The sequence below is a fragment of the Virgibacillus necropolis genome, assembly GCF_002224365.1.
Lineage (GTDB): Bacteria > Bacillota > Bacilli > Bacillales > Amphibacillaceae > Virgibacillus_F > Virgibacillus_F necropolis.
Map to the genome: position 1 here is coordinate 257,071 of NZ_CP022437.1, position 20,718 is coordinate 277,788.

General features: G+C 37.5%; 25 protein-coding genes and 1 other RNA gene. 2 read left to right on the plus strand and 24 right to left on the minus strand.

From position 1 onward, the window contains the following. Window positions 1-90 precede the first annotated feature (90 nt). The 5 genes from rsmA to metG form a co-directional block, all read right to left on the minus strand. Window positions 91-975 (minus strand): 16S rRNA (adenine(1518)-N(6)/adenine(1519)-N(6))-dimethyltransferase RsmA, encoded by an 885-nt coding sequence (gene rsmA / locus CFK40_RS01390; RefSeq protein ID WP_089530321.1) that lies wholly within the window; start codon window positions 973-975, stop codon window positions 91-93. Further along, window positions 962-1,528: a ribonuclease M5 gene (gene rnmV / locus CFK40_RS01395; protein WP_089530322.1), complete on the minus strand. Its 567-nt coding sequence runs from the start codon at window positions 1,526-1,528 to the stop codon at window positions 962-964. The genes rsmA and rnmV overlap by 14 nt, the downstream gene beginning before the upstream one ends. Before the next feature lie 154 nt (window positions 1,529-1,682). Next, a complete protein-coding gene (locus CFK40_RS01400) occupies window positions 1,683-2,993 on the minus strand; it encodes a resuscitation-promoting factor (protein ID WP_089530323.1) in 1,311 nt (436 codons plus the stop codon). Window positions 2,994-3,232: 239 nt separating this feature from the next. After that, entirely contained in the window at window positions 3,233-3,997 is a 765-nt protein-coding gene (locus CFK40_RS01405) for a TatD family hydrolase (RefSeq protein ID WP_089530324.1), read from the minus strand. A 68-nt stretch (window positions 3,998-4,065) separates the two neighbouring features. Continuing rightward, the gene (gene metG / locus CFK40_RS01410) at window positions 4,066-6,024 is read right to left on the minus strand and encodes a methionine--tRNA ligase (RefSeq protein ID WP_089530325.1); all 1,959 of its coding nucleotides are present in this window, start codon (window positions 6,022-6,024) and stop codon (window positions 4,066-4,068) included. 311 nt (window positions 6,025-6,335) lie between these two features. Here metG and CFK40_RS01415 point away from each other — a divergent pair, with 311 nt between their 5' ends. Further along, on the plus strand, window positions 6,336-6,614 hold the full coding sequence (locus CFK40_RS01415; RefSeq protein WP_089530326.1) for a transition state genes transcriptional regulator AbrB: 279 nt from the start codon (window positions 6,336-6,338) through the stop codon (window positions 6,612-6,614). A gap of 62 nt (window positions 6,615-6,676) precedes the next feature. On the opposite strand, the gene rsmI is transcribed toward CFK40_RS01415, so the two are convergent. The 19 genes from rsmI to tadA form a co-directional block, all read right to left on the minus strand. Next, window positions 6,677-7,552 (minus strand): 16S rRNA (cytidine(1402)-2'-O)-methyltransferase, encoded by an 876-nt coding sequence (gene rsmI / locus CFK40_RS01420; RefSeq protein ID WP_089530327.1) that lies wholly within the window; start codon window positions 7,550-7,552, stop codon window positions 6,677-6,679. After that, the gene (locus CFK40_RS01425; RefSeq protein ID WP_089530328.1) at window positions 7,530-7,823 is read right to left on the minus strand and encodes a GIY-YIG nuclease family protein; all 294 of its coding nucleotides are present in this window, start codon (window positions 7,821-7,823) and stop codon (window positions 7,530-7,532) included. Before CFK40_RS01425 ends, rsmI begins: the two co-directional genes overlap by 23 nt. Then, the gene (locus CFK40_RS01430) at window positions 7,810-8,556 is read right to left on the minus strand and encodes a tRNA1(Val) (adenine(37)-N6)-methyltransferase (RefSeq protein WP_089530329.1); all 747 of its coding nucleotides are present in this window, start codon (window positions 8,554-8,556) and stop codon (window positions 7,810-7,812) included. Before CFK40_RS01430 ends, CFK40_RS01425 begins: the two co-directional genes overlap by 14 nt. 81 nt (window positions 8,557-8,637) lie before the next feature. Beyond that, a complete protein-coding gene (gene yabA / locus CFK40_RS01435) occupies window positions 8,638-8,982 on the minus strand; it encodes a DNA replication initiation control protein YabA (RefSeq protein WP_089530330.1) in 345 nt (114 codons plus the stop codon). Between the two features lie 16 nt (window positions 8,983-8,998). Next, window positions 8,999-9,826, minus strand: coding sequence for a PSP1 domain-containing protein (locus CFK40_RS01440; RefSeq protein ID WP_089530331.1), 828 nt, complete (start codon window positions 9,824-9,826; stop codon window positions 8,999-9,001). 6 nt (window positions 9,827-9,832) lie between these two features. Next, the gene (gene holB / locus CFK40_RS01445) at window positions 9,833-10,819 is read right to left on the minus strand and encodes a DNA polymerase III subunit delta' (RefSeq protein ID WP_089530332.1); all 987 of its coding nucleotides are present in this window, start codon (window positions 10,817-10,819) and stop codon (window positions 9,833-9,835) included. Between the two features lie 23 nt (window positions 10,820-10,842). Beyond that, window positions 10,843-11,283 carry a YaaR family protein gene (locus CFK40_RS01450; protein ID WP_089530333.1) on the minus strand — a complete coding sequence of 147 codons (441 nt, stop codon included), beginning with the start codon at window positions 11,281-11,283 and terminating at the stop codon, window positions 10,843-10,845. 153 nt (window positions 11,284-11,436) lie between these two features. Continuing rightward, complete coding sequence (locus CFK40_RS01455; protein ID WP_089530334.1) at window positions 11,437-11,766, minus strand: cyclic di-AMP receptor DarA; 330 nt, start codon at window positions 11,764-11,766, stop codon at window positions 11,437-11,439. A 24-nt stretch (window positions 11,767-11,790) separates the two neighbouring features. Further along, complete coding sequence (gene tmk / locus CFK40_RS01460) at window positions 11,791-12,435, minus strand: dTMP kinase (protein WP_089530335.1); 645 nt, start codon at window positions 12,433-12,435, stop codon at window positions 11,791-11,793. A 5-nt stretch (window positions 12,436-12,440) separates the two neighbouring features. Then, the gene (locus tag CFK40_RS01465; protein WP_089530336.1) at window positions 12,441-13,874 is read right to left on the minus strand and encodes an aminotransferase class I/II-fold pyridoxal phosphate-dependent enzyme; all 1,434 of its coding nucleotides are present in this window, start codon (window positions 13,872-13,874) and stop codon (window positions 12,441-12,443) included. Window positions 13,875-14,124: 250 nt separating this feature from the next. Then, entirely contained in the window at window positions 14,125-15,096 is a 972-nt protein-coding gene (locus tag CFK40_RS01470) for a cation diffusion facilitator family transporter (RefSeq protein ID WP_089530337.1), read from the minus strand. Window positions 15,097-15,267: 171 nt separating this feature from the next. Beyond that, window positions 15,268-15,459, minus strand: a complete 192-nt coding sequence (locus tag CFK40_RS01475) for a sigma factor G inhibitor Gin (protein WP_089530338.1) — start codon at window positions 15,457-15,459, stop codon at window positions 15,268-15,270. 123 nt (window positions 15,460-15,582) lie between these two features. Then, window positions 15,583-15,849, minus strand: coding sequence for a pro-sigmaK processing inhibitor BofA family protein (locus CFK40_RS01480; RefSeq protein ID WP_089530339.1), 267 nt, complete (start codon window positions 15,847-15,849; stop codon window positions 15,583-15,585). A 303-nt stretch (window positions 15,850-16,152) separates the two neighbouring features. Then, the gene (locus tag CFK40_RS01485) at window positions 16,153-16,368 is read right to left on the minus strand and encodes a YaaL family protein (RefSeq protein ID WP_089530340.1); all 216 of its coding nucleotides are present in this window, start codon (window positions 16,366-16,368) and stop codon (window positions 16,153-16,155) included. A gap of 15 nt (window positions 16,369-16,383) precedes the next feature. After that, on the minus strand, window positions 16,384-16,980 hold the full coding sequence (gene recR, locus CFK40_RS01490; protein ID WP_089530341.1) for a recombination mediator RecR: 597 nt from the start codon (window positions 16,978-16,980) through the stop codon (window positions 16,384-16,386). Window positions 16,981-16,991: 11 nt separating this feature from the next. After that, the gene (locus CFK40_RS01495; protein WP_089530342.1) at window positions 16,992-17,309 is read right to left on the minus strand and encodes a YbaB/EbfC family nucleoid-associated protein; all 318 of its coding nucleotides are present in this window, start codon (window positions 17,307-17,309) and stop codon (window positions 16,992-16,994) included. Window positions 17,310-17,365: 56 nt separating this feature from the next. After that, on the minus strand, window positions 17,366-19,066 hold the full coding sequence (gene dnaX / locus CFK40_RS01500) for a DNA polymerase III subunit gamma/tau (RefSeq protein ID WP_089530343.1): 1,701 nt from the start codon (window positions 19,064-19,066) through the stop codon (window positions 17,366-17,368). A 131-nt stretch (window positions 19,067-19,197) separates the two neighbouring features. Further along, window positions 19,198-19,463: signal recognition particle sRNA large type (gene ffs, locus CFK40_RS01505), an RNA gene on the minus strand. 131 nt (window positions 19,464-19,594) lie between these two features. Beyond that, window positions 19,595-20,059, minus strand: coding sequence for a tRNA adenosine(34) deaminase TadA (gene tadA / locus CFK40_RS01510; RefSeq protein ID WP_227001843.1), 465 nt, complete (start codon window positions 20,057-20,059; stop codon window positions 19,595-19,597). A gap of 94 nt (window positions 20,060-20,153) precedes the next feature. Between tadA and CFK40_RS01515 the strand changes: the two genes are divergently transcribed. Continuing rightward, window positions 20,154-20,687 carry a cysteine hydrolase family protein gene (locus tag CFK40_RS01515; protein WP_089530344.1) on the plus strand — a complete coding sequence of 178 codons (534 nt, stop codon included), beginning with the start codon at window positions 20,154-20,156 and terminating at the stop codon, window positions 20,685-20,687. Window positions 20,688-20,718: the final 31 nt, after the last annotated feature.

Below are 20,718 nucleotides of genomic sequence, written 5' to 3' on the forward strand. Positions count from 1 at the left end.
TAGGAGCCGCAGCTGGATCAAGAAAAGCGGAGGCGACTGTTTTGGGGTGACACGAATAAAGCCATTACCTCCAATTGGAAGTAACAGCTATTAATTATGTTTAGCTTGATAAAAGGAATTAGCTAACGTGGCGAATTCCTCCATTGTCAATGATTCACCTCGCCTCATTCCATTAATTCCAATATTATCTAACATAGTGCTTATTGTTTCTTTATCGTACTCTGAACTTAGATAATTCGTTAAATTATTTCGAAGCGTTTTTCTACGTTGACTAAAGCAGGCTTGTACCATGGAAAAAAAGTAGTTCTCATCAGCTACATAGACAGGTGGTTTTTCCCGTATAGTTAGTTTCAGTACTGCTGAATCAACGTTTGGCTGTGGCATAAATACACGTTTAGGAACATGCATGACAACTTCAGCAGTTGTATAGTATTGAATAGCGATAGTTAGAGATCCATAGCTTTTCGTACTTGGTTTTGCAGCCATTCGCTCCGCAACTTCTTTTTGAATCATAACGGTTATACTTTCTACAGGTAAATTCTCTTGCAATAACTTTGTTAAAATAGGCGTTGTAATGTAATAGGGCAAATTTGCAACAATATGAACGTCTTGGTCATCATTAAAATTGTCCTTTATTGATGTTTTAACATCCGCCTGTAAAATATCCTGATGGATGAACCGGATATTGTCGTATTGATCTAATGAATCCTCTAAAATAGGGATTAGGCGTTGGTCTATTTCAAATGCTAGGACGTTTTTTGCGTGTCGTCCCAGTTGTTCAGTCAATGCTCCGATACCTGGACCAATCTCAATAACACCAGAATCCTTATTTATTCCAGTGTGATTAATTATGTTCTCCAATATGTTCGCGTCAATAATGAAATTTTGTCCCAAGCTTTTTTTGAAGAAAAATTTATATTTTGTTAAAATTTCCTTAGTCCGCTTTGGTGTAGCAATATATTTATTGGTGCTCATTATTTTCCTCCTGAAGTACTTTTTGAATTACTTGTTCAAAGTTTTCATATGTAATTTGAAACATACTTAACCGTTTAAGCAACTGTTTTCCATTTGTATGACCTATCTGTAATAATTCACTCAGCCTATTTCTTCTATAGCTTGCTCTAGGTCCTCCAATTAAACCATATTTAATCAAATCTTCTTTACGGATATCCGTTTCATAAACCCTTTTTAACTCATAAACATCCCGAAGTGCTTTTTGGATCGATTCGATAGAAGCATGCTCAATTCCGATTCCTTTGTTATTTTTTGCACGTGCATCATCCCGTGTTAAAAACGCATGCTTACAGCCATGCACATGCTCGTTGATAATGTTACGAATACGTTGGCCAGGATAATCTGGATCGGTAAAAACAATGACACCACGCTTAACTTGTGCATGTTGAATTTGTTCTAAAGTGGTATGATTTATCGCTGAACCGTTTGTTTCTATGGTGTCAGCATCAACAGCTAGACGTATTTTAACTGTATCGTCACGACCCTCAACGACGATAATTTCTTTAATCTTCAATTTAACTTCCTCTTTTCAGGTCAGTTTAGAAAAGCGCCATTCGCCTTGCCCTAATAGTGAATAGCGAAGTTTTTCTTACACTGGCGTTTCCTTAAAACTCACAAAAAGTAATGCTCCTACCATTTTATCATGGCAAGAGCATTTATATCATGTATTAATTTAAAATGGTAACTTTCACAGTTCGTCGTCCAAAGGCTAATGCTGCACTTTTACTAGGAAAATGTATATCGATGCGATTTCCATTTATACTTCCACCTGTATCTGCTGCTACATATTCACCATAACCCTCAATATGTACATGTGTACCTAGTGGAATCACACTAGGGTCAACCGCGATTACTTTAGCATTTGGATTTGCATTTAAGTTTATACCGGTCGCAGTATGACCTGAGCATCCTGCACACCCTGCTGTATACGCACTGGCAGACATGTATAATACTTTCCCGTTTGATTTTTCACTTTTTTGTTCTTTTTTTGGTTCTGCCTTAGGTTCTTGTTTCGGTTCTGGTGCTTGTTTCCGCTCTGGTGCTGATTCTTGTTTCGGCTTTGGTGCTGGTTCTTTTTTCTCTGTACTAGCCAACGTTACAAGCTCTGTTTGTTCCTCGAAAACTTTTGTGCCGATTGCAACTACTTTAGCTTTGCTTTCTTCTTTTACTTCTTCATTTACTAATTTTCTACTAACTTCTTTACCATTTTCTTTTATCACTTCATATGTCTTTATAACCGTTCCTTCACTGCCTTCTGCAACCACTCGTTCCTTACCTTTAGCAAGTGAACTGTCTTCTTTTTGCTTCGTATCAAAGGCAACCGCTTCTTCAACCTCAACTTCGGACTTTTCCACTTGGGTAATGTTAATTGATGAATCTGCAGAAACTTGATCTTGTTTATCAACGTTCAGTTTATCTAGATCTTTTACTGTAATATTATTAGATTTTAATAATTGCCCTACCGTTCCACCTGTAGTCCAGAATTTCTGTTCTTTCCCACCAACATTTACTGCAACTTGGAATGCCTTATTTATTGTTAGCTCAAGGCCTTCTACAATTTTATCTTCTTCCTTATGTGATACTTTATCATGGTTGGTTAACGTTAGATTGTTTTCCGTTAAAAAATCACCAACTGTATCAGCAAATGTATGAAATTCTTTTTCACTTCCGTCAATCTTAACCATTACTTGAGTTGATTGTTTGTATGTAATTTTCATGCCATCTTTGATTTCTGTATTACCTGTATGTGAAATTGCATCATGTTGGCTAACAACAATACCCACTTCTTTAAGCAGTTCATCTACCGTATTCGCATGCGTGTTCACTGTTTCTTTTTTCCCATCGTCCATTACGACTACTTCTGCTTTTGTAGCTTCCATTACTACTAAGCTAGAAAAAATGACAAGTGCTAAAACACCAATACTTGAAATAACCAGCTTCAGTTTCGATGCCGGCAATAGCTTTGAAATAATCTTCATGCTTTTTGCCTCCCCTTTTATCGACTTTGATTATATAAACAGATATATGTTAAGTCAAAGTATATAGGGTTACGGTTTCTTTACAATTGGGTTACAAATAATAACTCTGTAATTTAAAATGCACCATTTTCCCGTCAACTCTAGCACAGGGAAGGTAGTATAAATACTAAAAAAGAGACAGAAATAGCTCCTGCCTCTTCATATTAGGTAATTTTCACCTATATTATTACAACATTATATTACAACCTGAAAAAACGACGGGCATTTTCCGTAGTTACTTTACTTAATTCTTCTACTGAGATATTTCGTAATTCAGCTATCTTTTCAGCTACTAATGTTACATAACTAGGTTCATTTCGTTTTCCGCGATTTGGATGTGGTGCAAGAAATGGTGCATCTGTCTCCACAAGTAAACGATCTAGTGGAACTTCTACTGCTACCTCTTTTGGGTCAGTAGCGTTTCTAAATGTTACTGGGCCACCAAGTGAAATATAAAAGTTCATATCTAAACACGATTGGATGTATTTAACTGTATCGTTATAGCAATGCATGATACCACCAACTTCATTTGCATTTTCTTCTTGTAAGATAGTAATGATATCCTCCGTTGCTTCACGATTATGGATAATAATTGGCATATTTACTTTTTTAGCTAGTTGGATTTGTTTTCGGAAAACTTCTTTTTGAACATCCTTTGGAGATTTGTCCCAGTGGTAGTCAAGTCCCATTTCCCCAATCGCAACCACTTTCGGATGTGTAGAAAGTTCTTCAATCCAAGCCAAATCCTCATCTGTCATATCGATTGCATCTACAGGGTGCCATCCAACTGCAGCATAGATCGTATCATATTGTTCAGCTATTTCGATTGCTAGTGGAATGGTTTCCCTATCAAAACCAACAACCACCATTTGGGTAACTCCAGCATCGAACGCCCGTTTAATGACTTCTTCTCTGTCTGGTTCAAACTGTCTTGCATTTAAATGAACATGAGTATCGAATAACATGTAACTATCACTCCTTAAAGTAAAAGTCTGGCTTCTTTAACGCTAAGAGGCCAGACTTCATCAATTTTTTATTTTACAATAGAACCATTCAGTAAGGTTTGTTCTACTGTTGCAAGGGCTAACTTCCCGTCAGCATCTTCACCAGATAAAATCATACCTTCAGACATTTCTCCACGTAATTTGACTGGTTTAAGATTCGTGACACAAATCACCTTTTTACCGACTAATGCCTCTGTGTTGTAATGTTCAGCAAGACCAGACACTACTTGACGTTTTTCGCCGCCTAAATCAAGTTGCAGCTTTAATAACTTATCAGCCTTTTTCATTTTCTCAGCTTTTAAAACTTCTGCTACTCGCATATCAAGTTTCATAAAATCATCGTACGCAATTAAATCTTTTGCTTCTTCTTTCTCAGCGCTTGGTTCTTCTTTTGGTACTACTGGATTTTGCATCATTTCTTTAATGATTTGTACTTCATCTTCCACGTCTAATCGAGGGAAAATTGGCTCGCCTTTTGTGACATTAGATCCTTCTTTAATTTGACCAAGCTCATATACGCTTTCCCATTCTTTTAGTTTGTCATCCGTTATACCGATTTGACGGAATATCTCATTAGGGGACTCTGTCAAAAATGGTTGTAGCATGACACCAATAATACGAAGGGAATCAGCTAAATGTGCCATTACATTGCCAAGGCGCTCTTTTTTGGTATCATCTTTAGCTAAAATCCATGGCTGTGTCTCATCAATGTATTTATTTGTTCGGCTCACAAGCTTCCATAATTCAGAAAGTGCAACAGAAAACTGCATATTTTCAAGAGAATCCTCTACCTGTTTAATCGTTTCTGCGACAAAATCCTCTAAGCTTTTATCAATTTCTGTTTCCGCCTTTTGGTAAGCAGGAATCGTGCCGTCGAAATATTTGTCGATCATGGCAACCGTACGATTCAGGAGATTTCCTAAATCATTTGCTAAATCATAATTAGTACGTTGCACAAAACCCTCTGGCGTAAACACACCATCAGAACCAAACGGGACTTCACGTAATAAATAGTAACGCACTGCATCAAGCCCATAACGATCAATAAGTTGAACTGGATCGACAACATTACCCTTTGATTTCGACATTTTTCCATCCTTCATCAAAATCCAACCATGCGCAAAAATCTTTTTCGGTAACGGTAAATCCAATGCCATTAACATTATTGGCCAATAGATTGTATGGAAACGAACAATTTCTTTACTCATTAGGTGCACATCTGCGGGCCAATACTTTTGGAATTTGTCGTCTTGATCTGTTCCATAGCCAAGAGCAGTTATATAGTTGCTTAACGCATCAATCCACACGTAAATAACGTGCTTCGGGTCGCTTGGAACTTTAACTCCCCAATCAAAGGAAGTTCGTGATACTGCTAGGTCTTCAAGTCCAGGTTTGATAAAGTTATTTAACATTTCATTTTTACGACTTTCTGGTTGAATAAACTCTGGGTGTTCATCGTAATATTTCACCAATCGATCAACATATTTACTCATCTTAAAAAAGTAGGATTCCTCCTTGACTTTTTCCACTTGTCCACCACAATCAGGACAATGACCATCTTCTAATTGACGTTCTGTAAAGAATGATTCATCCGAAGTACAGTACCAACCTTCGTATTGGTCTAAATAAATATCTCCCTGTTCTAAGAGTTGAGTGAAAATTTTCTCGACAATTTGTTTATGGCGATCCTCGGTCGTGCGGATAAAGTCATCATTTGTCACTTTAAGTTTCTTCCAAAGACTCTGTATCCCCTCAACAATTTCATCAACATACACTTGTGGGGATACCCCTTTTTCTTCTGCTTTACGTTGAATCTTTTGTCCGTGTTCATCTGTTCCAGTTAGATACATCACATCGAACCCGCGCATCCGCTTGTATCGTGCTATTGCATCGCCAGCCACTGTTGAGTATGCGTGGCCAATATGTAATTTACCACTTGGGTAATAAATCGGTGTTGTAATATAAAACGTCTTTTTCTCATTTGCCATGGTATTACCTCCTCTTTCCTAATTCATATCCATCACAATTCGATTTGAAAAACTATTACTATTGTAGCGATTTTATCATAAGATTTCCATTATCCAGTAATCAATACTACAAATAATGATTAAAATAGATATGCTTTTACGTGCAAAAACGACAATTAATAACTCTTTTTAGTTAAAAACTTAATTTTCCAATTTGTTTTTATTTTGGATTAAAATTGATTGACACTTATGGGAATAGTTGGTACTATATTCCTAGAAACATGTCGGATATTGACGAATAAGGTCTTTTACCTTCAGAAGGGAGAATAAAAATGAAGTCTACTGGAATTGTCCGCAAGGTTGATGAACTTGGTCGAGTAGTTATCCCAATTGAACTTAGACGAACACTTGATATTCATGAAAAAGATGCTTTGGAGATCTATGTCGATACAGATAAAATCGTTTTAAAAAAATATAAACCAAGCATGACTTGTCAAATTACTGGTGAAACCTCTGAAAATAATTTATCATTAGCTAACGGAAAATTAACGCTCAGCCCTGATGGAGCAAAAGATCTAATCAAAGAAATACAAACACGGTTTAACGTATAAAATTATTACTCCATGTGCAAAAAGGGATTGACGCGTTACATCATTAACGTCAGTTCCTTTTCTTATTCTTCTATATGATAGGTTTGATAGACTTCCCGCTTAGGTATTTTTCTTTCAACGGCAACTTTTTTAATTGCCTCTTTACTTGATATACTTTCTTCCTCCATATAATAGGTTACGTGTTCGACTACAGATAGATGGCTCCACCATAGTGTCTCTGGAGATGAAAGGTCTTCTTTACTACCCTCGACAACAATGCAAAACTCTCCTCGTAGCTCCGTTTGCTCAATCCATTCAACAACTTCACTTATAGATCCACGAACATACTCTTCAAATCGTTTTGTTAACTCCCTAGCAAGGGTCAATTTCCGATCGCCAAACTGTTCATAAATCGCTGCTATCGTTTCTTTCAATCGATGTGGAGATTCATAAAATAATAGGGTTGCTTGCATGGACTTTAATCGTTCTAGCTCTTTTAGCCTGTCCTTCTTTTTTCTAGGCAAAAATCCGTAGAATAAAAATTCATTCGTCGGTAACCCTGAGCCTATCAATGCACACAATGCCGCATTTGCTCCAGGTAAAACAACAACAGGAATTGCTGCTTCGACTGCCGATTGAACCATTTCATATCCTGGATCAGAAATCCCAGGCATTCCTGCGTCACTTACAAAAGCTATTGATTCACCGTTTTCTAGTCGCCCTAGTAACTGTTCCTCGCGTGATTCTTTATTATGTTCATGATAGCTAATCATCGATGTGCTAATGTCAAAATGCGTCAATAATTTTTTTGTATTACGTGTGTCTTCTGCAGCAATTAAAGAAGCTGATTGTAACACCTTTAATGCACGGAATGTAATATCTTCTAGATTGCCTATTGGTGTTGGAACAATATATACCGTTCCTTTTTCGGTTGATTCAAAGCTTTTTTGCGTCTTCATTTTGTCCCACCTCTTGTTTCTTCAACGAGATCAAATGCTCTTTTTCACTTCTTTTAAGCTGTTTAATAGCATATTCCCTTTTTAGTGCTTCCTCTTTTGTCTGAAATTGTTCGACATATTCAACTTGGAAAGGACCACGACCTCGTGTATATTTTGCTCCTTTACCACTTTCATGCATGTGTAACCGATTTGCTAAATCGTTTGTGTATCCCGTATATAATGTTGTATCCTTACATTTTAAAATATAAACGACATGGTTATTTTCTTCCATATATAATTTCCTTAGCTTCTATTGTATAAGTACTATCTTCTTCATAGATATATAAAGGTGGTAAAATAGTAAGGTCGGCCTTCCCGTCTCGAATTCCTTCAATTAATAGCATGTTTGCTTCTCGTCCCTTTTTAGGATAAACAAGCCGCATTCGTTTTGGTTCAAGCTTGTATTTACGGAACAAGGTAAGGATATCAACAAGTCTACCCGGCCGGTGGACCATCGATACCTTGCCCCCGGGTCGAACATGTAATTTGCATGCTTTTACAACATCCTCTAACGTGCAATACACCTCGTGACGTGCAATAGTCAGATAGTCATTTTTATTTTGCTCTGTTCTTGCTGGTGTTTTGAAATAGGGTGGATTACACGTGACAACATCAAATGTACTATGCCCCAATTTATCTTGCATACGAGTTAGATCCCCATGCAGCATAGTAATTTTATCGTGCAATTTATTTAATTGTAAACTACGTGTTGCCATATCATATAACCGCTCCTGAATTTCAACCCCCGTTATGTGGGCATGAGATCGTCTTGATAATAGAAGTGGAATAACACCATTACCACTACAAAGGTCTAATATATTACCCCTTTTAATTGGGACATAACTAAAATGCGCCAGTAACACGGCATCAAGTGAAAAAGAGAACACGGTCGGACTTTGAATGATCTGCATATCATTTTCTTTCAATAAATAATCAATCCGTTCATCGTCAAATAACTGTACCATTACGCTAAATCCTTTCTATTTCTATGTAAGAAAAGCTGTCTCTTTTGTCATAATAAAGACAACGAGACAGCTGTAACTAGCTTATTTATTCTTATTTAAAAACATCAAACAAAATAGACAATCTTCATCTTGTCTTGGACTACCAAAATGAACATTACAAATATGAAAACCTTCTTCATACAATCGCGCTAAGTTATCATACCCTTCACCAGGTATTTCATTAGCAACATGACTCTCATCTGTTTCTTCATCGTTTGTTTCACTACCATCCAACCGATTGCGAAGATGATGATTTTCAATTGAAAGTCGATTGTTTTCTTCGAGCATGTTACCTAGATGTTCCTTTAAATCACCTAGTTGCTCGTAAAGTTCGCCTATTCTTTTTTCCATATCCGATACCTGCTCAAAAACTTCTCGTTTGTTCACGCCTTCATACACCCCACTATTCTGTGGCTTGCGCTTTAATTATTCCTTCATCAATTAACTCATCTAACGTATATTCGATTACACGTTCTTTTTCAGGAATTTCAATTTGTACGACACGTTCAAGCATGTTCATACCAACTACTTTTCCTTTACCAAATGGCGTCTTAACTTTTTCTCCTAAATCTGGTAATGTGCGTTTCGCTGTTTCATAGTCATCATTTTCATACTTTAAACAACACATTAAACGTCCACATAACCCAGAAATTTTTGCAGGATTTAAAGATAGATTTTGATCTTTTGCCATTTTAATAGATACTGGTTCGAAATCACCTAAGAACGTTGAACAACAAAGCATACGGCCACACGGTCCAATTCCGCCCAACATCTTCGCTTCATCCCGAACACCAATTTGACGTAATTCAATTCTTGTTTTGAATAAGGCAGCCAAATCTTTTACTAGATTGCGAAAATCAACTCGTCCATCTGCCGTAAAATAAAAAATAATTTTATTTCGATCAAATGTATATTCTACCTCTACCAAATTCATATCTAGTTTATGTTCGATAATCTTTTCAGCACATATTTGGAATGCTGTTTCCGACTGTTGTTGATTCTCTACAACCGACATTTTATCCTTTTCATCTGCTAGACGAATAACTTTTTTAAGAGGTAGAACAACATCTTCTTCGTCGACTTGTTTACTAGCAATGACGACTTTACCAAACTCAATACCTCGAACCGTTTCAACGATGACATACCCATCTAAGATAATATCATGGTCTCCTGGATCAAAGTAATATATTTTACCCGCTTTTTTAAAACGAATACCAATAACCTCAATCAATTTAGATCACCTCTGTATATGAAGTGTAAGCTGTTCCATCACTAGTGTGGGATGAACATTCTGCTTTAACTTTCGTTTTGCCTGAAGGATGCTTTGTAGAATAGAAAGTAGTTTTGGTTGCGAAAAAAACAACGCTGCTTTCTCCAAACCCTCATCCTGTTTATAGTATAGCACCAATGCCTCATATTCTATATGGTAATAAAGAATATCCTTGAATGCTAACAGCAGTAAGTCTAGCCCTTGTTCTAGTTGACTTCTCTCTTTAAAGTGGACTAGCCACTGATTATGAATAGATAAGTATACTTCATCAGGCTTTACGATAAACATTTCTACCAATTGTACCACTAATTTTCTAGCCTGTGCAAACCACTCATCCTCACTTAACTTGATTGCTTCATCTAAATTATTCGTTAAAGCAGCAACAAGGGCTCCATTACCTTCAGTTACTCCAGAATCTAGCAATTGTTTTTGAAATTGTACAGGATTTAATGGCTGTAAATCAAGGATCTGACAACGAGAACGAATGGTTGATAGAATAGATTGACTGTTTTCCGTAAGCATGACGGCAGTCGTTTCTATATTAGGTTCTTCTAAGAACTTCAAGATACGGTTTGCAGCATTTGTAGTTAATGTATCAGCATCTTTTATGATATATACTTTCTTTGCCGATTCAAGTCCGCTGTATTTAAACTCTTTTTGGAGCTCGTCAATTTGTTCTTTTTTAATCGATAAGCCATCAGGTTCAACCCAATGAATATCTGGATGATTTCCAGAGTCAATTCGTTTACATGTCAGACAGTTATTACAAGGGTCTCTATCAATTACATTTTCACAAAACAAAACCTTTGCAAGTAACCGTGCAATCGCTTCTTTTCCCGTACCACGTTCTCCTTGAATTAAGTAGGCATGGGAAATCCGGCTTTTCTGTATACTATTTGTCAATATCTTGCTTGTCAAAGGCTGAATTTCAGCTATTTCTGACCATGTATTCATGCTTCCCATCCTCAATCTTATGGTTACGTATATAAATTAATTAATAGACCTTTAATCTCTCCAATTAACCCAAGCAGATCAATCGATTTCTTTTCTAGATTCATCAGTTCTTCTGTCAATTCGATTAGCCTTTCATCAATTTCCTTGACAATCGATAGCTTCTGATTACGACTTCCTAACCCAAAGCTATGTGACTGCTTTAAATCTAGTCCATTATAAACTGTTTCTTGAAGAAACCCTTTTACCATCCGCTTGAATTTCACAAGATCTTTAAATGAACGAAACCGTGCTAGCCTTTCACCCTGAACAGTGATACTTTTCATCAACATTTGAAGCTCTTGTGCCTTGAGCTTATGCGACTGTGTTTGCACCAGCCCATCAAATGATTGCTTACCTTCGAATGCTGATCGTGTTTGGTTATTTGTTGCGTCTAATTGTGAACGGAGATCATGACTAATTTTCATTATATTAGCCCCTTCGTCTTCGCTTTTCTTGTCTAGCTGCGCAGGCTACCGACTCGAGACATAGTCAAGTGACACTCCGAGCACGATAGACCGTGTGCTCTACGGTTCCTTGCTTATGCGTCCGCTTCTGAACAGTCGCCTTCGCTTTTCTTTTTAAAACTGGAAGAATGATTCTATTGGTAAAATAAACACGGTTGCTCCACCGACCTCAACTTGTACTGGTTTCGGAATATACGAATCAGCATTACCGCCCATTGGTGAGATAGGCGCTACCATTTGTTCCCGTTGTGAGCAATTATCCCGGATTATATCTAATGCTTCATCTAAATATTCATCCTGGCAACCAATCATAAGTGTGGTATTTCCTTCCTTTAAAAAACCACCAGTTGTTGCAAGTTTAGTCGTTTTAAAATTCTCATCACCTAAAGCATCACTCAATCGATTGGAATCCTTATCCTGAACAACTGCAATGATTAGCTTCATCATGTAATCCTCCCTTTATTTAAATTATATTTTATAATCCTTAAACTGAATAAAACGTTCAATTTTTTTCATAACCTGTATGTTTACCTGCTCCAATGACTGTTCTGCATCAATAATTTGAATCCGTTTAGGAAACTTTTTCACGAGTAAATGATAGGCTTTATATACTTGTTCATGAAAATGAAGTTCCTCTAAATCTAAACGGTTCTTCTCTCTATCTTTATTCGCGATGATACGCTCTAATCCCTTTTTTGGTTCAATATCAAAAAATAATGTTAAATCAGGCATACAATTTTGAATAGCAAATTGGTTGATTGCGAACACCTCATCGATACCAAGACCTCTTGCATAACCTTGATAAGCTAAACTACTATCAATAAATCGATCACACAAAACAATTTTTCCTTGTTCTAATGCAGGTAAAACCTTCTCCATTAAATGCTGTCTTCTAGCAGCAGCGTACAACAATGCCTCTGTCCGTGAATCCATTGCGGTATGTACCGGATCCAAAATAATATGTCTGATTTTCTCTGCTATTTCAATCCCACCTGGCTCGCGGGTTGCTAAAACATCAAAACCTTTTTCCAAAAGAGTTTGTTCCAGTAATTGAAGAACGGATGTTTTACCAGCGCCTTCTCCACCTTCAAGCGTAATAAAATATCCACTCACGACGGTTATTCCCCTTTATATATATGAATTCCCTTATCTATATCATCGATTTGTATCCTAGCACCCTGCCTGATAAGTTCTGTTAGTAGCGCTACATGCTGGGCGCTAATCCGTTCCCCTTTCAAAATAAAAGGAATTCCTGGGGGGTATGGAATAACAGCTTCGGCAGCGATTTTTCCAACTGCTTTTTCTAGCGATACTCGGAAAGTTGGTAATTTATCCATTTGCCTGTAATCCATTACTAATGCTTCTATAGGATTTGGAAAAAGCTTTCCTACATCTATTGTAGCATGGTTGCTTATTATTTTTAATTGTTCCTTCATTATTTTTAACGAATTTCGTAAATAATTCTTTTCCTGAAAAACTCCAAGTCCATGAATCAATAAAATTTGGTTATGAGTTGCAAGCTCTGGATAGATACCTTGCTCCTCAAAAGTTTTTGCAACAGCAAATCCTGACATTCCCATTTTCATATGTAAGGTAATTTTTAAAGGATCATCCTGTTTTGACAACGGTAAAACATCCCACAAATTGTTTTCAGAAAGAATTGAACGCACTTCTTTTACACTGTTATCAATACCATCTATATCCTCTTTACTTGTTGTAGCTAGAAACGAACGAGCGACATCAAGTGAAGCCATGAGTGGATAGGATGGGCTACTAGATTGGATCATCTGTAAATAATGATGGAGATACCGCTTCGAAATAAATGAGGTTCTCATATGTAGGTAAGAGCCCATTGTCATACTTGGAGCCATTTTATGTGCAGATTGAACGACCATATCAGCGCCTATGTCTAATGCCGATGGTGGAAAGTATTCCCCTAACGAAAAATGAACACCATGTGCTTCATCAACTAATACCGGTATGCCGTGCGCATGGGCATAATCAATCATTTCCTTGATATCATACGTTTTTCCAAAGTAATCAGGATAGGTCAAAACGATTCCCTTTGCATCTGGATGAGTATCAATTGCATGTTTCATAGACTCAAAATTTGGATTTGTATAGCGATCCACGGTTTCATCATATTTAGGTGCAACAAATATGGGCCGCGCACCCGCCAACTCTAAACCATTAATCACCGATTTATGACTATTACGTTGAACGATCATTGTATCTCCATAAGAACAAACTGCTAAAATCATCGCTAAATTTCCAGCAGTACTACCCCCTACCAAGAAAAACGTATGGTCAGCACCAAAGTAATCAGCTGCGAATGCCTCGGCCTCGGCAATTACTCCACTTGGCGCATGTAAATCGTCTAACCCAGTTAATTCAGTCATGTCAATGGTTAGTATCGCGTTAAAAAAATTTTTAGCGTATTCGGGAAATAACGTCCCATTTTTATGACCTGGGACATGAAACGAAATTCGCTTCCTGTTCGTAATATCTTCTAGCTGTTTGTAAAGCGGTGTCTCTGTATGATTTCGTTTCATTACTATACCCCATTTCAAAAAGTGTAAGCTCCCATACACTAAGAAAAGCGCAAGCGCCTTGAAAGACACGACAAGCATAAGCAGAGCGGTGCAGTGTGGATGCTTTGCTCGCGCGGAAGCGAGCTGCTTATGTCTCGAGTGTCTAGGCGCTGAAGCTAGACAGATAATCGCCAAAATTTTATACTTTCTTTGCTCTCAAGAAATACAAAGCGATGGGAGCTTGGGCAAGTCAATTGGAAGAGGTTCTTCCTTACTTGCTGGTTTTTGGATTATTCCAACTCTGAACATGATCATCTACATCAGATTCAATGATCACTTCCGTTACACCTTTTTCGTTTAAAATCTTCTTTTCAATATTATCACGTATTTTATCGGCTTCCCCTACCGTCTTATTAGGGTCTAATTCTACCTTTAATTCAACATGCAGTTCATCGCCTTCTCTAATAACCATTAATGTCCTTATGTCTTTAATATCAGGTTCTTCAAAAACAAGATCACCTATCTTCTTTTCCATATCCTCATCCGAAACACCTAAAATTCCGGCGGCATTGTCAAGGAAAATGCGCCCTACCACATAGAACAACATAAGCCCGATAATAACAGAAGCATATCCCTCGGCTTGAATAAATGGAGTATATGTACCAATGACAATAGCTATCATGGCGATTAACGCACCGACTGTTGCAACAAGGTCCTCTAAAAATACAAGCTTTGTTGCTGGCTTTGCATCTCCCACGTTCTTAAAACTCTCTGTCACAATACTAAATCCTTTTATATCTTTTCCCAAGTCCCCTGTTATCTCCTTCATCGCTTTGAACAGAACGAAAGACTCCAGCACTACTGCAATGCCTAAAACAGATATGTTCAGCCAGAACCACGACCCAGATCCAGGTGGTTCCATGATATGATGAATGCCTTTTACGATCGTTTCGTAAGCTAAAATCCCGACAATCAATACAGCACCAAGTAAGACCAAGTTTACCAACCGTGCAAAGCCTCCTGGAAAACGATCGGTAGGGGCCTTTTTACTTAAAGCTGATCCAATGAATACAAAAAGTTGGTTGGCTGAATCTCCAATACTATGCATTAATTCAGCAAACATTGCTACATTTCCTGTGATAAAAAAGGTAATACCTTTTATTACAGCTAATACTGCGTTAATTATACTCGCCCATAGAGCAGACCTGCTACCCTTTTTTAATAAACCAAAAAACTCTTTCATTTTATACTCCTTTCCTCTACTGGAATTTAAATTTATCTATTGTTATATTGTGCCAAAATTTCATAATCATACTCATTAGATTATCATGACAACATAAAAAAACCAGCTAATTTTTGTTTTTTGCAAACAAAAAAGCCTTTGCAATAAATAACCGCAAAAGCTTAAGAATATCTATGAATATAACCTTGGTTGATTCATATTTTTTAATTTTTGTAGGTAGTAATTGTACTTTTCTTCTCTTGGCTCGGTATGAATGATGTTTTTTTCACATTCACAACAAATAAAAAGTGTGTATAAATGAATTCCTCTTTCTTTCTCTTCTTCACAAATGCCGCAGCATTCCATTGCAACTGTCGTTTTCATTTCCCCACCTCCGTTAGTTTAGTCTCTCCTAATCTAACGAAATATATACATAGATTCTTTCAATCAATGAAACTTTCTACGTTAAAGTATATGAGGAAATACCTGAAATGTGTCTGTACCACACTAGACAATTAGAAAAATATGAATTGCTGTAAGAGAAGCGAGACCAAAAACACCTAAAAAACCAGCAATCGCTGTTGTAAAAAGATTAATAGGTACATGAAGGCCAATTGCCCCACCGAATACATTCAAGAAAAATAAAAATAAAACACCTATTGCTAATTTCACTACACCTTGTCCGACTAAACGCATGGGCTTGATCGGGGCCCCAACAAATAAAACCAATACAATCATTGCAACTAGTATAGAAATAACTATCATCGAACTCAATATGACCTACTCCTTCCCTTGTCCCCTATTTACTACATATGAAAAGAAACAAGGAAATAGACCAAAAATGATTAGAAAAGCGTAGGCGACTGGTCAGAAGCAGACGCATAAGCAAGAGACCGGAAAACGCCTGGTTTATGGCGTTTGGAGTGTCTATTGCTTATGACGGCAGCTTCTAGAAGCCGTAGCTAGACAAATAAAAGCGTAGGCAACTGGTCGGAAGTAAGCATAAGCAAGAGACTGGAAAAGACTTGTGATTCCAGCTTCTAGGAGTCGCAGCGGGACAAATAAACGAAAGCCTTGTTAATCATAACGAATGGCACTAATTTTACGGTGTCTTGCCTCACGGAGTAGGAATAAATATTTCGCCTGTGCAAACTTTTCTTTGTTAATCGCAGTTGTTGTAGGCTCGATACTTTTTTCAACAATTCCTTCTATACTTTTCCAGTCTCTTTCTAGGATGAAAATGGTATCGAGTAATTCTTCATCCACGTGCTTTTTTTTATACTTTTTCCCCATATTTTCACCCAGCTTCTACAATTCTCTTCGTCCTTCTAGCGCTTTAGATAACGTTACTTCGTCTGCATATTCCAAGTCGCCACCAACTGGTAAACCATGAGCAATCCGTGTTGTACGAATGCCTGACGGTCTAACAAGACGTGAAATATACATCGCAGTAGCTTCCCCTTCAATGTTTGGGTTTGTAGCTAAAATTAATTCGTCTACATCTTCATTTTTGAGACGGTTAATTAAATCAGGTACATTAATATCCTCTGGACCAATACCATCCATTGGTGAGATAGCACCATGGAGCACATGATATTTCCCCCTGAATTCCCTCATCTTCTCCATTGCGATTACGTCTTTAGGATCCTGTACAACACAAATAATTGACTCATCTCGCGTGTTATCTTGACATATCGAGCATGGGTCTTGGTCTGTTATATGACCACAAACCGAACAATGTGTCAATTCGCGCTTTGCGTTTACTAATGAATTAGCAAAGTTAAGTACATCATCATCTTTCATATTAATAACAAAAAAAGCCAGTCGGACTGCAGTTTTCGGGCCGATACCTGGCAATTTTGTAAAGCTATCAATCAGTTTTGAAATCGGTTCTGGATAATACATCAAGGTGCCTCCTAGAACATTCCTCCAGGCATATTCATTCCTTTTGTGAATTGTCCCATAGTTTCGTTTGTTTTATCTTCAATTTGTTTTAATACATCGTTTGTTGCAGCCAAAATTAAATCCTGAAGCATTTCTAAATCATCTGGATCCACAACTTCTTCCTTTATCTGTACATCTGTAATTTCTTTTTTACCGTTAGCTGATACAGTAACCATTCCACCACCAGCTGTTGCCTCAAACGTCAACTCGTGTAATTCATCCTGTGCTGCCATCATTTTCTTTTGCATTTTCTGCATTTGCTTCATCATGTTTCCCATATTACCTTTCATTATAACTCCTCCTAAAAATGTTTTTAATATCTTGCTGCCGCTCCGTTTTTCTAGATCTAATCATGTATTTCCAACAGGTCATCACCAACAAGTTTTCGTGCTTCTTCTATAAGTGGATCAGCTGCAGCTTCTTCTTGTTGATTAGTTGTTGCTTCTTGTTTGTTAATATATTCATTTCGTAATTCTTGCCAATTATTCTCTGGAATAGGAATAATCGTTAACTCTTTTCCAATTGATTTAGCTAATACGGACTCAACGGTCTCCCGATTATCCAAAAATAAAGAACAATGTATTTCATATTTAAAAGCAACAACGAGTGCACTATCAGATGCTGCAGCAGGTTTACTATCTTGAATAGTTGCATGTGCAGGGGCATTAGTCGTCTTTAAAGAACCTAAAAATGATCCCCACTGTGACTGAACCTGTTTTAATGAGGCCTTCTCAGCTGCTTGTAAGACGTGACGAATTTTTTCATATGGTGTTTTGTAACTATTTTTAGACGCTCTAGGTTGTGCTCGCCTTGTTTCTTTTTGGGGACTAGCATTAGTTGCTGATGCCTGACTTTTCCACTTTTGCAATTCCTTTTCAAGCAGATCTACTTTGCCCGCTAGCTTTTGAAGAGCTTCATCGTTAACCGCAGTATTTACAGGTTCCGTGTTACCGACTTGTTTCGTATCAGTTGTTGAAAGACTCAATATAGCAATTTCGATGAAAACTTTCGGACTGTTACTCCATTTTATTTCTTGTTGGCATTGATTCAATTCCATAATAGCATCTTGAATCCAATTACCAGTTACGAGTTCTGCTAGTTCTTTAAATCGGTCATCTATTATTGCTCGCTCTAGAATGCCTTCCAGTGATGGTGCACTCTGATAAAGCATAAGATCACGAAGAAAGTATATAAGGTCGAATACAAATCTTCCTGGATCTTTTCCGTTTTGTATGATATCATCTAGCAATTTTAGTGCCTCTTGGACATCTTTCTCGTACATTTTTTGTACAATGTCGGTGAGAACCTGTTGCGAAACACCACCAGTTACAGCAAGAACATCTGGCAATGTAACACTTTTACCACTATATGATATCGCTTGATCCAAAATGCTTAGCGCATCACGCATTCCACCCTCTGCTGCTAAAGCGACTGTTTCAAGCGCGTCAGATGATACAGCTATTTCTTCCTGATCCATGATAATACGCATTCTTTCTACGATTGCCTGACTCGTAATTGGTTTAAAATCAAACCGTTGGCAACGTGAAATAATCGTTAATGGAATCTTATGCGGTTCGGTTGTCGCTAAAATAAATACCACATGCTTTGGAGGTTCCTCTAAAGTCTTTAAAAGCGCGTTAAAAGCGTTAACAGATATCATATGTACTTCATCAATAATGTACACTTTGTAGGGAACAACACTTGATGCATATTTTACCTTGTCACGAATTTCACGAATATCTTCTACACTTGTATGTGATGCCGCATCCATTTCAATGACATCAGAAATAGACCCATCTTGAATTCCACGACATGCGGCACATTCATTACAAGGCTCACGAACAGGTGCCTTTTCACAGTTAATTGTTTTGGCAAAAATCTTTGCAGCACTCGTTTTTCCAGTTCCACGAGGCCCTGAAAACAAATAAGCATGCGAAAATTTTTCCTGCTCTATCGCATTTTGCAATGTACGTGTTATATGTGATTGTCCCACAACATCCGTAAAATTCTTCGGACGCCATACGCGATATAATGCTTGATAGCTCATAATGACTGTTCCCCTTTATTATTCTATCTAATTATACCCGAATTTGGGGGTGAATGTGAACCATTGCGATAAGTTTATTTTAAAAAGCCTTTGCCAGAAACTCTGACAAAGGCTTCGCTGTTTATGTAATACCGTGCACCTACCATCGATGTAACGACCCTATGCGTTACGTAAGTTCATGGCTCGGCCTAGGCTTCCCTGCGGCACACAGAAATGATCACTTACTGCTGCTTCCTTCCGGACCTGACAGACTTCATGAGTTTCCATTGCGCAGGACCTGAGCGTCAACACCAATTCCTTACGGCAGACCATAATGTCATTACACCTCAGATAGGAATTCAGTCCCGCTATAGCGGATTGCGAGTACAGGGCACCGCTACCTCCCCACCTAGCACGGCAAGTTCCATTATAACGATTTTGGGTTAAAATTGCAATAGCAACCCGGACAAGGTTTAAAGTTAAATTAAAGATATGAACATTTTATAATGTAAACGGGATCCCCACACATCAACCGGGCAGACTCCTTTTTTAACCCTTATTCTTTCTTTTCATTCGTAATTCCCGGAAAAAATTAGTAAGTAATTGACTACATTCTTCTTCCATGACCCCACTCTCAAGTGCCACTTGGTGATTGAAGCGGGAATCATTTAACAAATTCATTAACGACCCCGCACAGCCTGCTTTTGGATCGAATGCTCCAAATACAACACGTTTAATTCTAGATTGCACGATGGCACCAGCACACATTGGACATGGCTCCAATGTGACATACAACGTACAATCTTCTAAGCGCCAACTACCAAGCTTTGCATTTGCCTCTTGAATTGCAATTAATTCAGCATGTGACAATGTAGATTGTACCGTTTCACGAACATTATATCCGGTCGCGATCACTTCACCTTCAAAGACAATTACCGCACCGATCGGAACTTCATTTCGATCTTTTGCCTGCAATGCTTGCTTTATTGCTTCCTGCATAAATACTTCATCCATGACCAAAGACACCGCCTATAAAAGTTTTAAAAATCGTGATTAGGATAAGAATAGTTAATAAGAACAAATTTTATAGATGAAAAGGAGCATATTCATGGAACAATCCTTGCAAAATACCGCTGTTATCTTTATTGATATTATAAATGATTTTAACTTTGAACGTGGAGAAAGACTACTCAAGCATACAAAAGAAATACTACCACACTTAAAAAAGCTGAAACGATATGCCAAAGATAACAAAGTTCCTGTTATTTATGTTAATGATCATTACGGTTTATGGCAAGCAGATTACAATAAGCTAATCAACCATTGTAAAAATGAAAACAGTCAGGAAATAATTGAAGAAATGCAACCAGATCATGATGATTACTTTTTAATTAAACCAAAGCACTCTGCGTTTTTTCAAACCCCATTAGAATCGCTGTTAATTGAGCTTGGTAAGACGAATCTAATTTTAGCTGGCATCGCTGGCGACATTTGCATTTTATTTACAGCGAAGGACGCTTATATGTATGAGTACTCACTACGGGTACCTGAAAATTGTATAGCTTCAAATGAAAAAAAAGGAAATGAATACTCCTTATATTTAATGCGATCGGTCATGGATGCAAAAACAGATACTATTTAAAAAGAAAAGTACGAGCGCGTATTAGGTGCTG

What these genes read in the sequence shown, in the direction of transcription:
- rsmA (WP_089530321.1), bottom strand. Translation starts at nt 975, where the DNA reads ATGAGCACCAATAAATATATTGCTACACCAAAGCGGACTAAGGAAATT.
- CFK40_RS01400 (WP_089530323.1), bottom strand. Translation starts at nt 2,993, where the DNA reads ATGAAGATTATTTCAAAGCTATTGCCGGCATCGAAACTGAAGCTGGTT.
- CFK40_RS01405 (WP_089530324.1), bottom strand. Translation starts at nt 3,997, where the DNA reads ATGTTATTCGATACTCATGTTCATTTAAATGCAAGACAGTTTGAACCA.
- metG (WP_089530325.1), bottom strand. Translation starts at nt 6,024, where the DNA reads ATGGCAAATGAGAAAAAGACGTTTTATATTACAACACCGATTTATTAC.
- CFK40_RS01415 (WP_089530326.1), top strand. Translation starts at nt 6,336, where the DNA reads ATGAAGTCTACTGGAATTGTCCGCAAGGTTGATGAACTTGGTCGAGTA.
- rsmI (WP_089530327.1), bottom strand. Translation starts at nt 7,552, where the DNA reads ATGAAGACGCAAAAAAGCTTTGAATCAACCGAAAAAGGAACGGTATAT.
- CFK40_RS01425 (WP_089530328.1), bottom strand. Translation starts at nt 7,823, where the DNA reads ATGGAAGAAAATAACCATGTCGTTTATATTTTAAAATGTAAGGATACA.
- CFK40_RS01430 (WP_089530329.1), bottom strand. Translation starts at nt 8,556, where the DNA reads ATGGTACAGTTATTTGACGATGAACGGATTGATTATTTATTGAAAGAA.
- holB (WP_089530332.1), bottom strand. Translation starts at nt 10,819, where the DNA reads ATGAATACATGGTCAGAAATAGCTGAAATTCAGCCTTTGACAAGCAAG.
- CFK40_RS01450 (WP_089530333.1), bottom strand. Translation starts at nt 11,283, where the DNA reads ATGAAAATTAGTCATGATCTCCGTTCACAATTAGACGCAACAAATAAC.
- CFK40_RS01455 (WP_089530334.1), bottom strand. Translation starts at nt 11,766, where the DNA reads ATGAAGCTAATCATTGCAGTTGTTCAGGATAAGGATTCCAATCGATTG.
- CFK40_RS01465 (WP_089530336.1), bottom strand. Translation starts at nt 13,874, where the DNA reads ATGAAACGAAATCATACAGAGACACCGCTTTACAAACAGCTAGAAGAT.
- CFK40_RS01470 (WP_089530337.1), bottom strand. Translation starts at nt 15,096, where the DNA reads ATGAAAGAGTTTTTTGGTTTATTAAAAAAGGGTAGCAGGTCTGCTCTA.
- CFK40_RS01475 (WP_089530338.1), bottom strand. Translation starts at nt 15,459, where the DNA reads ATGAAAACGACAGTTGCAATGGAATGCTGCGGCATTTGTGAAGAAGAG.
- CFK40_RS01485 (WP_089530340.1), bottom strand. Translation starts at nt 16,368, where the DNA reads ATGGGGAAAAAGTATAAAAAAAAGCACGTGGATGAAGAATTACTCGAT.
- recR (WP_089530341.1), bottom strand. Translation starts at nt 16,980, where the DNA reads ATGTATTATCCAGAACCGATTTCAAAACTGATTGATAGCTTTACAAAA.
- CFK40_RS01495 (WP_089530342.1), bottom strand. Translation starts at nt 17,309, where the DNA reads ATGAAAGGTAATATGGGAAACATGATGAAGCAAATGCAGAAAATGCAA.
- dnaX (WP_089530343.1), bottom strand. Translation starts at nt 19,066, where the DNA reads ATGAGCTATCAAGCATTATATCGCGTATGGCGTCCGAAGAATTTTACG.
- tadA (WP_227001843.1), bottom strand. Translation starts at nt 20,059, where the DNA reads ATGGATGAAGTATTTATGCAGGAAGCAATAAAGCAAGCATTGCAGGCA.
- CFK40_RS01515 (WP_089530344.1), top strand. Translation starts at nt 20,154, where the DNA reads ATGGAACAATCCTTGCAAAATACCGCTGTTATCTTTATTGATATTATA.